Raw genomic sequence first — 16,137 nt, 5'->3', positions numbered from 1 at the left:
TAACCATGATGTAAATAACCGATCTAAGAGGGAATAGTTCAGTGGGTAAATTTCTAAGAAGTCTGCATAAGAAAACAGAAATCATTGATAAAGTAGATTATCATCGAGAACTCTATCAGTCTTTTATGACTGGGCCGGAATGGCGTAACGTAGAAATGGCAGAGGAGTATGCGCAATTCCTTGACGATGGCCATTCAATGTTTCAATTTCCCTATTTTCGACAGATTTTTGGTTTATGGCGAGTTGTGTACGAATCCTATTCCGCTGCTAGAAAATACAATAGTATTTGGCAAATTGTAAGTTCTGAATACATGCTGATGGATTTATTCATTGGGGTATTCACTACACTGGAGTTATTACCAAAGGGAATACTTTCGATCCTATTATCACCATTTTTAAACAAAGACAATGACACAGAAATGCAGAAGCATTTAGCCGATTTTTACAGCCAATACGCTAAAGATCTCCATACCCTGCCTTTTTATGATCACAACTACTCAGAGGCTAGAGCCCAGTTAGCAAGAGCCTATGAGGAATGCGAGCATAAAACTTGGGGTGATTGGTTTAGCTGGACCTTTATTTCCCTTGATTTATGGGCTAGAAAATGGATTTCAAAGCCACTAAGTTATTGGTTTCATCAGGACAATAACTTAGTTCCTGCAACTACAGACATATTGGTTAAAGAACGTGTTGATAACAGTCAGGATCTTGAAGCCTTAAAATCTTCTTGCATAGAACATTTAGAATCCATAGAGGGTGTTCATGTCGTGGATAAGAATGTTTATTTTAAACCAACACCATCCACTGAGTATGCAGTCTCTGCTTATGCACGATTGCGAGTTCCTCGATATGATTCATTTCAGACCGTTCTTAATTCGCTGAATGATGAGGGGATACAACTTAGAAAAATCGCAGGGCAGGATCGGGTTCAGGTGAAGTGTGAAATCAATGCTTCTAATGACATAGATTTAGAAGATACACAAGAAAAGTTAAACGATATTGTCGCTCAGAAACCCCTTTATTCTTATGGGGACTCCATTCATCCGTACAGACGTTTGTGTATGTTTGATATTCATGTGCGTGAATTGGCAGATAAAGTCGAAAAACTTAACGAGTCTAAGTACGCAAAAGTTAAATTTATACATAATTTTTAAGGGTGTAAATGATGGCTAATTCATTTCAAAAGAGTTTAGGGAAATGGTCTTCTATTCCCGCTGGTATGATAGATAGAGCTTATTTAAATGAAACGAGAGGTTTCATCCAGGCAGCCTGGGTTTTTATGAAAACTCGAGCAATTTATTTGTTTCTATTCTGGCCACTAAGTGTGTTGGATTTATTCATAGCAGGTACTTTAGCGTCTTGGTCTGGTTTAGCTGCGGCATTTTCATTTGGAGACGATGCTCGTAAGAAATACATCGAGAGCTTGAACAAGTATGCTACTTTGTTCAGTAAGAATTTATACGCGTTGGCGGCATTAGCTGTTGGAATTATTTACCCCAAACTCATTGTGTTTTATTTCACGCCAGAACCAACTAAAGAAGAAGGAGTACGATCTGGAGGTCACTATTATAAGGATGAAGAAGCCCAGATGGTGACTCCTAAATCAGAGCAAGAAATACAAGTGTTGATCAAAAAAGCTCTAAAAGATGGAAAAAAGGTAATGCCTGTTGGAGCTGGTTTTAGCCAAGGCAAGCAATTTATCCCGCAGGGTGGAAATGGGAAAAGTTCTATTGTTGTTGATCTCAGTGAATTAAATACTGTTGAAATTAATCAGGAAGATCATACCGCTACAGTAGGAGCTGGGGCAACTTGGTCAAAAATTCAGACTACCGCCAACGATTTTAAAATGGCATTGCAGGTCATGCAGGCTTCGAATGTGTTTTCCGTTGGTGGTTCAGTTGGAACAAACATACACGGTTGGGATCATAAAAACGGTAGTCTAAGCAACGTTATTCTCGAGATGGAAGTCATTGATGCTCAAGGGGAGAAACGTACCGTAAAACCTGGAGATGAGTTATTTCATCTCATCACAGGGGGGTTAGGATTATACGGTATCGTGACGAAGGTCAAATTAAAGCTAACGGATAATATTAAACTGAAAGAAAGAGGTGAACTTGTTCCAATTGATCAGTACGTTGATCATTTCCGAAGGAAAGTATTAACTGCGGATAATCATAAAACAAAGATGCATTTGTACAGGCTATCTATCGATCCCGCGAATTTATTAGGGGAAGGTATAGCCGTTAATTACGACGATGAAAGTAATTCTGCGCCTGTTAGAACAGAGAATTTAACTCAAGAAGCACCTAATGGAAGTCGCTTTAATCGCGTCATGATCAATTTAGCTCGAAGATTAGATTGGGTTCGACGTTACTACTGGAATGGTGAAAAAGCTAGATTGCAAACCAATGCTGACCCAGAGTTGACGACCAATGAAGTCATGCAACCACCAATCAATGCCATGTTCAATAACTCCGTTAGCGAAGCAGAGTGGTTACAAGAGTACTTTTTACCGGAAGAACAGTTAGCTGAGTTTTTGAAAGAGCTAGGGCACCTTTTAACTGAAAACAAGGTCTGTTTGATTAATGCTTCGGTACGATTTGTAAAGCAAAATGATCAATCTTTGATGTCTTACGCAAATCAAGGTGATCGCTTTGCTGTTGTGCTTGCGTTTAACCAATCACTTCGTGAAGATGATGTGGTTAAAGCCAAGAAGTGGCTAAGAAAGTCGCAGAGTCTTGCTGTAAATAAAGGGGGTACGTACTATTTGCCTTATCAGCACGTTTCTAATCCAGAAGATTTTAGGAAAGCATATCCACATGCCGAGGAGGCACAAGCCCTTAAAGAAAAGTACGATCCTCAAGGTGTATTTACGAGCGGTTTTCATCAGAAGTACATGGCGAAAAAGTCTGAAACTCCGAATTATTTTAAGATAGTAATGGGCAATCCAGAATATAGAGAAGCATTCAAAGGATTCTTAGAGGTGGTATTGCAACGTGTAGACACCGAAAAATTATACACGCTTTTAGAGGACGTCATGGAATACAATGACACTCACGAAGAAATATATCAGGAGCTCACAAGACGGTTGCCTCAAATAATGCCAGGAACATTGGGTACGATTAGTCGATTGCTAAAATCTTTATCAGATATTAAGCACGATTTAGGGGAGCAAGCTGTTGTATCCTTACCCGAGGATCTAAAAGAAATTAATGGCTTGGTTGAAATTGGTTATCCAGGAAGATTTATAAATGGATTTAAAGAAAAATACAAAGTGACAGGGAATGTAGTGGCTGTGAATGAGGCTGAATCAATGACTGACTTCATTCAATCTGGGTTCCCAAGACCCTACAATCAGTTTGCTAAGCTGGATTATCGTAAACCAAATCTTAAAGACTTACCGGACAATAGTGCGGATGTCATTACTTGTTATGTTGGCTTACACCACTTTACCGAAGAGGGTGTAGAGGAGTTCTTAAAAGAGGTGAGTAGGGTATTACGTAAGGGTGGTCATTTTATCCTTGTCGATCATGATGTTACGGATGAAAAAACAATGGCTATGGCTCATATGGCACATATGATTTTCAACGCGGTGAATGGAGAAAGCATTAAGGATGAAATGACGGAAGTAAGACGATTTAATTCGATGGATCACTGGAGGAAGCTATTAATGAAACATGGATTATGGGTGGATCTTCAAGGTGCTGATGTACCTATGGTCAGGAAAAACGATCCTTCAAGAAACCGAATGATTAGCTTTGTTAACAATCAAATTAAGTTAGATCTTTCTAATGTTGTGTATCATCTTCCGCCTATTACTGATAGGACATTTGATTTTACAAATGCATTAAATGCTGTGTCTTCGTTAGCAAAATTAGGCAGCATGAATGCTACAGTTGTTCAACAAACAGAATTACCACCTTATCAAGGAAGTAGAAAAGAATTTTTTGCTTCACATGCGTTATCAAAGATAGTTTTACCTCGTTTGACAGATACTACTGGAGTCGATAGATCCAAGGATCCTTTAAATCAATTAAACTGAAGGTAATGGGATAAATAAGAGATTCATGCGAATCCTTATTATCCAATAATCAACCCATCATCCACTTCATCACGGTCGCAGCTTGCAATTCATAGGTGCAAACTGAGCCGCGACCGTGAGGGAACGGATAATAATTCAACAACTTCTAAAAAATTATTAAAAAGTATATTGACCAAAGAGGTCGGTCCTAGTATTATCTGCGCTCTGTCCTTGGGACGGGTTACGGGGTGTAGCGCAGTCTGGTAGCGCGCCTGCTTTGGGAGCAGGATGTCGGGGGTTCAAATCCCTCCTCCCCGACCAGTTTAGCGCCCGTAGCTCATCTGGATAGAGCATCGGCCTTCTAAGCCGAGGGTAGCAGGTTCGAATCCTGCCGGGCGCGCCAGTTGCCATGCTACAGATGAATACTGGAACAGGACTTATGAAAAGCTCAACATAGCGATATTTTAATTAATGCAAGTCAATTAAAATCAATTTATAATAATATAAGGTTGGGATTTTCATAAGTCCTGTAAAGAATAAGTTATGGTGAGCGTAGCTCAGTTGGTAGAGCCCCGGGTTGTGATCCCGGTTGTCGTGGGTTCGAGTCCCATCGTTCACCCCAAGTGTAATAGATTTTCTCTAGCTCAAAGATTCTATCTGAGTCTTTACAAGATGAAAATACTGATTGATAATCCAACCTAATTGCGAAAGTGGCGGAATTGGTAGACGCACTGGATTTAGGTTCCAGCGGGGCGACCCGTGAGAGTTCGAGTCTCTCCTTTCGCACCATATCATGATAACTTCCGAGAGGTGATTTAATGCAAGTTTCTGTTGAGACCCTAAAAGGTTTGGAACGTAAGGTAACAGTTTCTGTACCTACTGAGAAAGTTGAGGAAGAAGTGAGCTTGCGTCTCAGAAATCTTGCTCGCAAAGTCAAAGTTGATGGTTTCCGCCCTGGAAAGGTTCCTTTAAATATCGTTCAAAGTCGTTATTCTGAAAGTGTTCGCGAAGAGGTAGCTCGCGACATGGTTCAATCCACACTTTATGAAGCTTTGCAAAAGAATGAACTAGTACCGGCTGGCTTTCCCTATGTTGAGCCTATGCAAGTAGAAGCTGGTAAAGATTTTAAATATACCGCAGTCTTCGAGGTTTTACCCGTTTTTGAGGTGGTTGAATTAGGTCAGGCTTCAGTGGAGTTAGTGCGTTCTGAAATCAGCGACAAAGACGTTGATGACATGATGGAAAAATTACGTGAACAAAATAAAGAATGGAGTGAAGTAACTCGAGGCGTCAAAAAGGGCGATAAAGTGACTATGGATTTCGAAGGATTTTTAGAAGGAAAACCTTTTGAAGGAGGCAAGGCAGAAGGTTATGAGCTAATTATTGGCTCTGGTTCTATGATTCCTGGATTTGAAGATGGTATTGTAGGCTTCAAAATTGATAAATCTGGAGAAATTAAAGTGACCTTCCCAGAAGACTACGGCCACAAGGAATTAGCGGGTAAGGAAACTACTTTTACTATTACCGTTAAGAAAGTCTTTGAAGGAAAGTTACCTGAATTAGATGATGATTTTGCTAAAAAGTTCAATATCAAAAAGGGCGGCATCGAAGCACTTAAGAAAGACATTAAAGACAATATGGCTCGTGAGTTAGAAAGACGAGTTAGTGTTATGAATCGTGAAAGATTGTTTGACAAGTTAATGGAAGCTAATCAATTTGATCTTCCAGTTGCTCTTATCGATAAAGAAATCGAGCACTTGAAGCATGACATGTATCATAGACTATTCGGACATGAGCATCGCGATGATGAAAAAATTCCTGATTTCCCAAGAGAATTGTTTGAAGATCAAGCTAAAAAACGTGTACATTTAGGTTTGCTTTTCTCTGAGTATGTTAAAAAGCATCAAATTGTTGTAGATAATGACAGAGTAAACGCAATGATCGATAAATTTGCTAGTGCTTATGAAAGCCCTGATGAATTACGAGCTTGGTACAAAAACAGCAAAGAACATATGGCTGAAGTTGAAGGGCTTGTTATGGAAGACATGGTTGCTGACAAGGTCGCTGAAGATGCAAAGATTAAATACATAAATATGGATTATGATTCAGTAATGAACCCTAAAAAGGGCACTGATAAAAAAGGAGAATAAGCATGTCGAGCTATTCAGATACTATTATCCGCAATGCGAGCGGATTAGTGCCAATGGTGATAGAGCAGACCTCTAGGGGCGAGCGTTCTTATGATATTTATTCTAGGTTGCTAAAAGAGAGGATTATTTTTCTCTTAGGCGAAGTAGAAGATCACATGGCGAATTTAGTGGTAGCTCAATTGTTGTTCCTTGAGTCAGAGAACCCTGAAAAGGATATTTCCCTTTATATCAACTCTCCAGGTGGTGTTGTAACTGCTGGTTTGGCGATTTACGATACTATGCAGTTTATCAAGCCGGATGTTAGTACCTTGTGTATTGGACAAGCAGCAAGTGCCGCTGCTTTGCTACTGTGTGCAGGCGCAGATGGTAAGCGTTTTTGTCTACCAAACTCACGGGTTATGATTCATCAACCATTGGGTGGGTATCGAGGTCAAGCTACCGATATAGAAATTCATGCCCGCGAAACGTTAGCTGTAAGAGAGCGTTTAAATAATATTATGGCTAAGCATACCAAAAAAACACCTGATCAAATCATGCATGATACAGAGCGTGACAACTTTATGAGTGCAACTCAAGCACAAGACTATGGTCTAATCGATAAAGTACTTTATGATAGAGAAATAGTAGGTAAGACATCTGAGTTTTAGAAAACTCAGATGTGTTATTTTTGTAAATGGTGAATTTAATATTAATCAATATAGCGTATATTATATCTATTGACTAAAATTTTACATGTATTACTAAAAGGTAATGTCTGTAAGAAGGGGTTTTGTTATGAGTAAATCTGGTAGCGGAAGTAGTGATAAAGTTCTGTATTGTTCTTTTTGTGGAAAGAGTCAACACGAGGTTAAGAAGTTAATAGCTGGTCCTTCAGTTTTTGTCTGCGATGAGTGTGTTGAGTTGTGTAATGATATTATCCGTGAGGAAACTCATGAAGTTCATGAAAAGACAGAAACAAAGCTGCCAACACCAAAAGAAATAGCCTCTTTCCTGGACGAGTATGTTATAGGACAACCCCACGCAAAAAAAGTTTTGTCAGTGGCTGTGTATAATCATTACAAGAGATTACAACATAAAAGCGAAGATGGTGTTGAGCTAGGAAAAAGTAATATTTTGCTTATTGGTCCAACAGGTAGTGGTAAAACCCTTTTGGCTCAAACCCTAGCACGTATCTTAAATGTTCCTTTTGCCATGGCAGATGCCACAACGTTGACTGAAGCTGGTTATGTCGGTGAGGACGTTGAAAACATTATTCAAAAACTATTACAGAAGTGCGATTACGACGTTGATAAAGCGCAACAAGGCATAGTATATATTGATGAAATTGATAAAATATCTCGCAAGTCAGATAATCCATCCATTACCAGAGACGTTTCTGGTGAAGGTGTACAACAAGCATTACTTAAGCTCATTGAGGGAACTGTAGCCTCTGTTCCTCCTCAAGGCGGACGCAAACATCCTCAACAAGAATTCCTTCAAGTAGACACTTCAAATATTTTGTTCATTTGTGGCGGAGCTTTTGCGGGACTTGATAAAGTTATAAGAGAGAGAAGTGATAAATCAAGTATTGGTTTTTCTGCCCAACTTAAAAATAAGAAAAGCAGTGGTGATGAAGTCTCTAAGATTTTAAGTCAATTAGAGTCGGATGATCTTATCAAGTACGGACTAATTCCAGAGTTTGTAGGGCGCCTTCCAGTAGTGACTACTCTACAAGAGTTAGACGAAACTGCGCTCATTGATATCTTAACAAGACCCAAGAACGCTTTAACAAAGCAATTCCAATCTTTGTTTAAAATGGAAGATGTAGAACTTGAGTTTAGAGATGAAGCTTTAGTTGCTATTTCCAAAAAAGCGCTGGAACGAAAAATGGGAGCTAGAGGATTAAGGGCAATTTTGGAAAACATTCTTTTAGATACTATGTATGATCTTCCTTCATTAGAAGGTGTGATTAAGGTAGTTATCGATGAAAATGTTGTCAATGACTTATCTAAACCAATATTAATTTACGAACAAGAAGAGAAGAGATCTGCTTCAGGCAGTAAAGATTGATTCACATTGTTCGTCAGCATTAATGTTTGTATACTCAATTAGATAATTATAATAATTAGGTCTTTCCTTAGAATAAGGGTTCTCTATGTCGACTGAAAATGAAATGGTAACACCTGATCATACAAAATTGCTGACCTTGCCTGTTTTACCCCTCAGAGATGTTGTGGTGTATCCACATATGGTAATCCCTCTATTTGTTGGACGCGGAAAATCAATTAAAGCGCTTGAAGCTGCTATGGTAGATAATAAGCAAATTTTTCTAGTAGCACAGCGCAAATCCTCAAATGACGATCCTACTGCGGAAGATATTTTCCAAATAGGTACAATTTCCAGTGTGTTGCAATTGCTAAAGTTACCAGACGGTACTGTGAAAGTATTGGTGGAGGGCGAACAACGAGCGAAGGCTGCAGAGTACACAAGTGAAGCTGGATATTTAGAGGCAACTTTAGAACCAATCACCGAAGTTAGCACGGTCCTGCAAGACCAGGAAATTGGGATCTTGATGCGTTCTTTAATGTCTCAATTTGAACAATACATTAAATTAAATAAAAAAATTCCTCCCGAGGTTCTTACTCCTCTGGCAAGTATCGAGGAACCAGGAAGGCTAGCTGATACCATTGCTGCACACCTAACATTAAAAGTCGATGATAAGCAGGAGCTTCTGGAAACTACGGATGTCGGTACTCGATTAGAACGTTTAATGGCTGCGATTGAGAACGAAATTGATTTATTACACGTAGAAAAACGCGTTAGAGGACGTGTCAAAAGGCAAATGGAAAAAAGCCAAAGAGAATATTATTTGAATGAACAAATTAAAGCCATTCAAAAAGAATTAGGTGAAATGGGTGAAGAAGGCAATGAAATTGAACAATTGGAAAAATCAATTGAAAAAGCCGGAATGCCTAAAGAAGCTAAAGAAAAGGCACTGGCTGAGTTACATAAACTAAAAATGATGTCTCCGATGTCAGCAGAGGCCACCGTTATTCGCAATTATTTGGATTGGATGCTTTTAGTACCCTGGAAAAAGAGAAATAAAATACAGTTTGATCTAAATAAAGCCGAGAAACTTCTAGATAAAGAGCATCATGGCTTGGAGCGAGTGAAAGAACGAATTATAGAGTATCTAGCTGTACAGCAGCGAGTGAAAAGAGTTAAAGGGCCAATTTTATGTCTCGTAGGCCCTCCGGGTGTAGGTAAAACTTCATTAGGACAATCTATTGCTAATGCAACAGGCCGTACTTTTATACGAATTGCACTTGGTGGTGTGAGAGATGAGGCTGAAATTCGAGGTCATCGAAGAACATATATTGGATCAATGCCTGGGAAGATAATTCAAAAACTATGCAAGGCTGGTGTAAAAAACCCTCTAATTATGCTTGATGAAGTGGATAAAATGGCTATGGATTTTCGTGGTGACCCTGCATCGGCTCTATTAGAGGTGTTAGATCCCGAGCAAAATCACACCTTCAGTGATCACTACCTTGAAGTCGATTATGATTTAAGTGACGTTATGTTTATTGCTACTGCAAATTCACTTGAAATCCCAGCCCCTCTTTTGGACCGAATGGAGGTTATACGCTTACCTGGTTATACAGAAGACGAAAAAGTAAGTATTGCTGAACAGTACCTGGTACCAAAACAAATTCTATTGAATGGATTAACCAATGGGGAAATCCATATTAGCGAGGGCGCAATACGAGATATTATTCGTTATTACACTCGTGAGGCTGGTGTTCGTAATTTGGAAAGAGATATAGCCAGCATATGTAGGAAAGTGGTGAAAGAAATTTTATCCAATAAAAAAGTAAAAAAACTAACAATCACGGTAAGTAATATCGAAAAATACTTGGGTGTAAAAAAATTCCGATATGGCTTAGCAGAGCAGTATGATCAAATTGGTCAGGTTACAGGACTGGCTTGGACCAGTGTTGGTGGAGAGTTGCTGACAATTGAAGCTTCCATGATGCCTGGTAAAGGAAAAGTAACTCACACAGGGCAATTGGGCGAGGTCATGCAAGAATCTATTCATGCTGCAATGACCGTTGTTAGAAGTAGAGCCAAATCATTTGGACTTTCCGAAGAGTTTTACGATAAAAATGATTTTCACGTCCATGTTCCTGAAGGGGCTACACCAAAAGATGGCCCAAGTGCGGGTATAGGTATGTGCACAGTACTTGTTTCTGTGGTAACACAAATTCCAGTTAAAGCAGATGTCGCTATGACTGGGGAAATTACTCTGCGTGGTCAAGTTCTTCCTATAGGTGGTTTAAAAGAGAAGCTATTAGCTGCCCATAGAGGAGGAATCAAGCACGTAATTATTCCAGATGAGAACGTTAAGGACTTGGAAGAAATTCCAGATAATATTTTAAGAAAGCTAACAATTCACCCAGTTAAAACGATAGAGCAGGTGCTAGAAATCGCTTTGCAACGCAGTCCATGGGTAGAAAAGCCAATTAATGTACAATCTGGCGCTATTGTGAGTAGAAGATCAAAAAAAATTAAAAATAATGATTTACACGCTCATTAATTAAAGGTATATTTCTTTACGTGGCCCTGTAGTACAGGGCTCTGCAAGGATGTATGTACTTGACTGGAGCAAGTTAATTTGATTAAATCGGCTCTGGAATACGGATGATTAACTGTAAAGGGGAAAAGATGAATAAGACTGAATTAGTTGAAGCTTTAGCAAGTGGTTCAGGTTTAACAAGAGCTGCAGCAAGCAGAGTTCTTGAAACTTTTATGGATACTATTACTGAAGTCCTAAAGAATGGTGATCAAGTTGTAATACCTGGTTTTGGTTCTTTTTCAACAGGTAATCGTTCTGCACGTACTGGACGTAATCCACAAACTGGTAAGCCCATACAGATTAAAGCTAGAAGAGTAGCTAAGTTTAAAGCTGGTAAGAATCTTAGCGAAGCGGTGCAATAAGTATAGTTTTTTGGGTGCTTAGCTCAGCTGGGAGAGCATCGCCCTTACAAGGCGAGGGTCGTAGGTTCGATCCCTACAGCACCCACCAAGATATGGAGTGGTAGTTCAGTTGGTCAGAATACCGGCCTGTCACGCCGGGGGTCGCGGGTTCGAGCCCCGTCCACTCCGCCAGATAAACGCGCTGAAAGGCGCGTTTTTTTTAAGTGTTATGTTTAAGTCGTTGATATCAAAGTTTAGTATATTTTAAAATGGATCTCGAGACATGCTGCAGAAGTTAAATGAGCGAATTCAAGGTGTTATAGCTTGGGTAATAATCGTTTTAATTGCTATAACCTTCACGTTATTTGGCGTTGATTATTATTTACAATCTCGACAATCCTCTAATTACAAGGTAACCGTAAACGATGAACCTATAAGCGTACAAGATTTTGATACGAATTATAGACGAGCGCGCTCACAGCAAGATTTAGCACAGCTTTCAGCAAAAGACGAAAAAAATTTGCAAAATCAAGTACTCAATCAAATGATCACTAACGAAGTGAGTGTCCAATCAGCACGTCTTTATGGTTTTGAGGTGAGTCCTGCTCAGGCAAACGCTGCGATTATCAACATACCTCAGTTTCAAGAAGACGGTCATTTTTCTACAGAAAGATATCAGCAAGCATTAAGTGGCGCGTTATTTACCCCAGAAACATTTCAAAAAGAAGTAAGACAAGGTATGTTGTTAAATCAACAACGCTATGCTTTTATGGGTACTTCTTTCGCATTGCCAGAAGAAATAAAGCGCTTTGTACGTTTGTATATGCAAACTAGAGATTATGACTATTTAACAGTTCCTTCAGTTAAATTTGAAAAACAAGCACAGATTTCTGATGAAGAAATTAAGAATTATTATGAAAAAAACAGTAAACAATTTATGACTGAAGAACATGTCAGTATTGACTATGTATTATTATCCATGTCAGCAATTAAATCCAAGTTAAAGATATCAGATAAAGATATTGCGAGCTATTATGAAGAAAATAAAAGCAATTATTTGACTCCTGCACAATGGCAAGTAGCACATATATTGTTCTCAATTCCCGAGACAGCAAGTGACGAAGAGGCTTCTCAAGCCAAAGCGAATGCTGATAAAACATACAAAGAACTTCAGGCTGATCCCTCGTTATTTGATAAATTTGTAGCTACAAAATCAGATGACAAACTATCTATGAAAGAAAAGGGACTATTACCTTGGATTACTGGTGGACAGAGTGAGTATGCGAAAGACCTATCCTTATTAGATAAGCCAGGACAAATCTCGAACCCCATTAAAACAAAATATGGGTATGAAATTTTTAAACTAATAGCTTATAAGCCTGTAACAACTAAGTCGCTGGATCAGGTAAGTACTATCATTAAAGAACAACTGTTGAATGATATGGCTCAAGCCAAGTATGCTAAGGATTTGGAGGAGTTAACGGATATTAGTTATCAAACACCAGATTCACTGGAACCGGTCGCGAATAGTTTAAAATTACCCTTATTGAAATCTAAACCCTTCTCAAGACAGGGTGGCAAAGATACCATCACTGAAAATAAGCAGGTCATTAATGCAGCATTTAGCAATGATGTTCTTGAACTATCGAATAATAGTGATCCTATTCAGTTAAATAATGATGCGGTAATCGTCTTACGAGTAAATAAACACATTCCAGCTCGGCAAGAGAAATTGATTGAAGTACGAAATGAAATACAGAAAATTCTAGCAAAACAGCATGGTGAGGAAAAGGCAAAAGAAATAGGAACTAGCTTATTGAATCCAGTTGAGGATGACAAGCAGATACAGTTGATGGATAACAATAATCTGAAATGGGAAACTGTTGCTGCTGCATCTAGAGATGGTGATAAAACGAACTCCTTGATCAATGACACAGCATTTAATTTGCTGAGACCAGAAAGCAGAAATGGTGTGCAACTATTAAATGGCGACTATGTTGTGGTTAGATTAAAAAAAATCAACGATGGAAATTTAGAGTCCCTTGATGAAGAACAAAAGGATAGTTTAGTTCAACAAATTGAAGCAAGTTATGGCATGATGGATTATGATTTGTACATTAAAAATTTGTTAAATAACGCTAAGATTGTAAGGAAGTAGTATTAGGAGTTGTACCATGGCCGGAGCTAAAGGGAAATTTACGGATAATCAATTAAAACTTTTTTTGGGTCAGCTATTAAAGCATTATCAATACTGCATTAAGAAGGAAGGCGGATCTCTTACAATACATGAAGTTTATGACGAGCTCTTTAAAGCAACGCAGTATGCGTTAGAATCACCTAATGGATACTTCTATCATCTAGATAAGCAAGAGAAAGAAAAAGTATACGCTTATTTCGAAGCAATATTTCGATCAACGCCTTTATTCACCAGTTTACCCGTACAAAAACAATATTCTTTTAAACCCAACAGAATTAGTTTCAATGCAAGTTCTCCTTTCACTCTTAATGAATACAATAATTATTTTTGTGATGAAACAACGTCTATGTCTTGGAGTATTGTGAATGCCATAGCCTATCACTGCCATAAAATGGATCTTTATGTAAGAAATAAACAACCGTCTGCAAAAAATGATCAAGAGGAATCAGATGAAAATGGTTCAGCGTGGATGATAATATTGGTCATTATAGGCATAGCGGCTTTTGGTGCTGTTTTAACAATAGCTTCTCTATACTATATGTTCCATCACTTTTTAGAAGGAACAGAAAGAATGTGGTATGGAGAAGGGTGGGTAAAAGCTGCATTAATGATGGCTAGTACATTAGGTTTTGGTGGGGCTTCAGCCGGATTAATGATAGGATTTGCTACACCTATACTGACGACTTTAGCAATTAGTGCAGGGTTAAATCCTTTGATTGCTATTATTGTTGTGACGACTTGCGTTTCAATTATCGGAGCAGGTATAGCGAGTCTGGGTTTAAGTGTTCTCTACGATCTTATTGATAAACGAATTCATTCTTCATCGATGGACCCTTGTGATCCTTATCGCTTTAGGCTGACTGAAGAGGATGAGAAGCGACTTTTAGAAAAACATATAGATCCAATTAAAGTGAAATGTGCGATGATAGCTTTACGATCCGAGATAGCAAAGCAATTAGGATCTGATGAAGAGATGCCTTCATTTTTAAGTCGACATTTAGGCGAGGGTAGAAAGATTCAAGGGATATTAAATCAGGTTCGCGAATTACGTTCTGGTAATGCGACCGTGATTCATGTAGGCGATTTGTCTTTTGATTGTCGAATTCCAGTGGTCACTGAGTTTAATAGTCTACTGCAAGTGTATAGGCCACTGCCGTACTCCTATTCCACCAGCCAGAATGTAGTGGTTGAACAACAAGAGTCTTTAACATCAAGCCTGTAAATCATTTTACAATGATTTACAGTAGGTGGCTAATGACTGAATAATCTAATTCTTGCTTAGAATACTCGATAAGATCCTCTGTACAAGTTGATGTTAGTAACTTGTACAGAATTCAATGCTTACTCCATATCGCCCATGGCAGAAACTGCATGGTAACCGGCGTCAACATGCAGAACTTCGCCTGTAATCCCAGAGGCTAAATCAGAGCATAAGAATGCTGCTGTATTTCCAACCTCATCAGCGGTAACGTTTCTTTTTAGTGGAGTCATGTTGGCATAAGCCGAATGAATTTTACGGAAATCTTTAATTCCGGCCGCAGCTAGAGTTTTGATAGGCCCTGCAGAAATTGCATTAATACGTAGCCCTTTTGGCCCAATGCTAGCAGCAAGATACCGTACAGAAGCCTCTAAACTAGCTTTGGCAATACCCATGACGTTGTAATTGGGTACTGCTTTTTCGGCACCATAATAACTTAATGTGAGAATTGAGCCATTTGTATCAAGCATCATAGGTAATGCTGCTTGTGCTAAGGCAACTAAGCTGTATGCACTGATATCATGGGCAATACGAAACCCTTCTCGATTTGCACACTCGATGTAATCACCACTGATTTGATCAGCCGGTGCATAAGCTACGGAGTGAATCAGAATATCAAGATGTTTCCAATGCTTGGATAAATTATCAAATACTAATTTGATTTCATTATCACTAGCAACATCGCAAGGAAATGTAAGACTCGAGTTGAATTCTTCAGCCATAGATTCAACACGCGATTGCAGTTTTTCATTCTGATAAGTAAAAGCTAATTCTGCTCCTTGCTCATGAAAAGCTTTTGCAATTCCATAAGCTATCGAGCGATTGCTTGCTAAACCTACTATTAGTGCTTTTTTTCCTGCTAAAAAACCCATATTCATCTCCTCTAGAATAATATGGTTAATTTGAGTGTGTAGCCAATAACTCACGCATTTTTGCTTGAATCATTTCTATAGCTATACGATTTTCACCACCTCTTGGAACAATAATGTCGGCATAACGGCTAGATGGTTCAATAAATTGAAGATACATTGGTCGAACGGTGGTTTCGTATTGATGAATAACCGATTCAAATGAGCGATGTCGCTCTACCACATCTCTTTTTAAACGTCTGGTTAAACAAACATCGAGTGGTGCTGACATAAAAATTCGAATGTCCATTATCTCACGCAATGCTTTGTCAGTGAAAAGCAAGATACCTTCTAGGACAATAATTGCATGTTGACCTATTGTTTTGGTTTCAGGCAATCGTAAATGTTTAGAATGTGAATAAATGGGTATTTCTACCGATTTTCCATCTCTAAGTTGACTCAAATGGTCGTATAATAGTTCATGATCAAAGGAGTCAGGATGATCATAATTAATTTTCTCTCGCTCAGGAAATGGTAGATGAGCATTATCTTTATAATACGCATCTTCTGAGATAACGACTACTTGATCAGAGCCAAGCTCGCGTACAATTGTATTCGCAAGTAAGCTCTTACCAGAAGCGGAAGGTCCAGAAATTCCAATAATGATAGCGTGTTTTGTCATATTCGCACCATATTCTATTTTGTTC

Annotated in this window: 11 protein-coding genes and 6 tRNA genes; 15 read left to right on the top strand and 2 right to left on the bottom strand. The window is 38.7% G+C overall.

The window, feature by feature from the left end; genetic code table 11:
• The first annotated feature begins 41 nt into the window (after positions 1-41).
• The 15 genes from Lwal_RS16530 to Lwal_RS16460 all read left to right on the top strand — a co-directional run bounded on the left by Lwal_RS16530 (position 42) and on the right by Lwal_RS16460 (position 14,546).
• Complete coding sequence (locus Lwal_RS16530; RefSeq protein WP_058481876.1) at positions 42-1,154, top strand: hypothetical protein; 1,113 nt, start codon at positions 42-44, stop codon at positions 1,152-1,154.
• A gap of 8 nt (positions 1,155-1,162) precedes the next feature.
• On the top strand, positions 1,163-4,042 hold the full coding sequence (locus Lwal_RS16525; protein ID WP_083500131.1) for an FAD-binding protein: 2,880 nt from the start codon (positions 1,163-1,165) through the stop codon (positions 4,040-4,042).
• 223 nt (positions 4,043-4,265) lie between these two features.
• Positions 4,266-4,342, top strand: a tRNA-Pro gene (locus Lwal_RS16520).
• A gap of 5 nt (positions 4,343-4,347) precedes the next feature.
• Positions 4,348-4,424: transfer RNA gene (locus Lwal_RS16515), tRNA-Arg, on the top strand.
• Between the two features lie 143 nt (positions 4,425-4,567).
• Positions 4,568-4,643: transfer RNA gene (locus tag Lwal_RS16510), tRNA-His, on the top strand.
• Positions 4,644-4,725: 82 nt separating this feature from the next.
• Positions 4,726-4,810 (top strand) — tRNA-Leu (locus Lwal_RS16505).
• A gap of 29 nt (positions 4,811-4,839) precedes the next feature.
• Positions 4,840-6,171 (top strand): trigger factor, encoded by a 1,332-nt coding sequence (gene tig / locus Lwal_RS16500; RefSeq protein WP_058481874.1) that lies wholly within the window; start codon positions 4,840-4,842, stop codon positions 6,169-6,171.
• A gap of 2 nt (positions 6,172-6,173) precedes the next feature.
• Complete coding sequence (gene clpP / locus Lwal_RS16495; RefSeq protein ID WP_058481873.1) at positions 6,174-6,818, top strand: ATP-dependent Clp endopeptidase proteolytic subunit ClpP; 645 nt, start codon at positions 6,174-6,176, stop codon at positions 6,816-6,818.
• Positions 6,819-6,945: 127 nt separating this feature from the next.
• A complete protein-coding gene (gene clpX / locus Lwal_RS16490; RefSeq protein ID WP_058481872.1) occupies positions 6,946-8,220 on the top strand; it encodes an ATP-dependent Clp protease ATP-binding subunit ClpX in 1,275 nt (424 codons plus the stop codon).
• An 85-nt stretch (positions 8,221-8,305) separates the two neighbouring features.
• Positions 8,306-10,747 carry an endopeptidase La gene (gene lon / locus Lwal_RS16485; protein ID WP_058481871.1) on the top strand — a complete coding sequence of 814 codons (2,442 nt, stop codon included), beginning with the start codon at positions 8,306-8,308 and terminating at the stop codon, positions 10,745-10,747.
• 128 nt (positions 10,748-10,875) lie between these two features.
• Positions 10,876-11,148, top strand: coding sequence for an HU family DNA-binding protein (locus Lwal_RS16480; protein ID WP_058481870.1), 273 nt, complete (start codon positions 10,876-10,878; stop codon positions 11,146-11,148).
• Positions 11,149-11,160: 12 nt separating this feature from the next.
• A tRNA-Val gene (locus Lwal_RS16475) sits at positions 11,161-11,236 on the top strand.
• Positions 11,237-11,242: 6 nt separating this feature from the next.
• Positions 11,243-11,319: transfer RNA gene (locus tag Lwal_RS16470), tRNA-Asp, on the top strand.
• Between the two features lie 91 nt (positions 11,320-11,410).
• Entirely contained in the window at positions 11,411-13,285 is a 1,875-nt protein-coding gene (locus Lwal_RS16465; protein ID WP_058481869.1) for a SurA N-terminal domain-containing protein, read from the top strand.
• 16 nt (positions 13,286-13,301) lie between these two features.
• Positions 13,302-14,546, top strand: coding sequence for a hypothetical protein (locus tag Lwal_RS16460; protein ID WP_058481868.1), 1,245 nt, complete (start codon positions 13,302-13,304; stop codon positions 14,544-14,546).
• Between the two features lie 119 nt (positions 14,547-14,665).
• Here Lwal_RS16460 and Lwal_RS16455 read toward each other — a convergent pair whose 3' ends face one another.
• Entirely contained in the window at positions 14,666-15,454 is a 789-nt protein-coding gene (locus Lwal_RS16455) for an enoyl-ACP reductase FabI (RefSeq protein WP_058481867.1), read from the bottom strand.
• Positions 15,455-15,479: 25 nt separating this feature from the next.
• Positions 15,480-16,112, bottom strand: coding sequence for a uridine kinase (udk, locus tag Lwal_RS16450; protein ID WP_058481866.1), 633 nt, complete (start codon positions 16,110-16,112; stop codon positions 15,480-15,482).
• Positions 16,113-16,137: the final 25 nt, after the last annotated feature.

The organism is Legionella waltersii (assembly GCF_001468085.1).
In the GTDB taxonomy this organism is placed as follows: domain Bacteria; phylum Pseudomonadota; class Gammaproteobacteria; order Legionellales; family Legionellaceae; genus Legionella; species Legionella waltersii.
The sequence above is the reverse complement of the archived record's forward strand: the minus strand, read 5'-3'. Positions and strand labels throughout refer to the sequence as shown.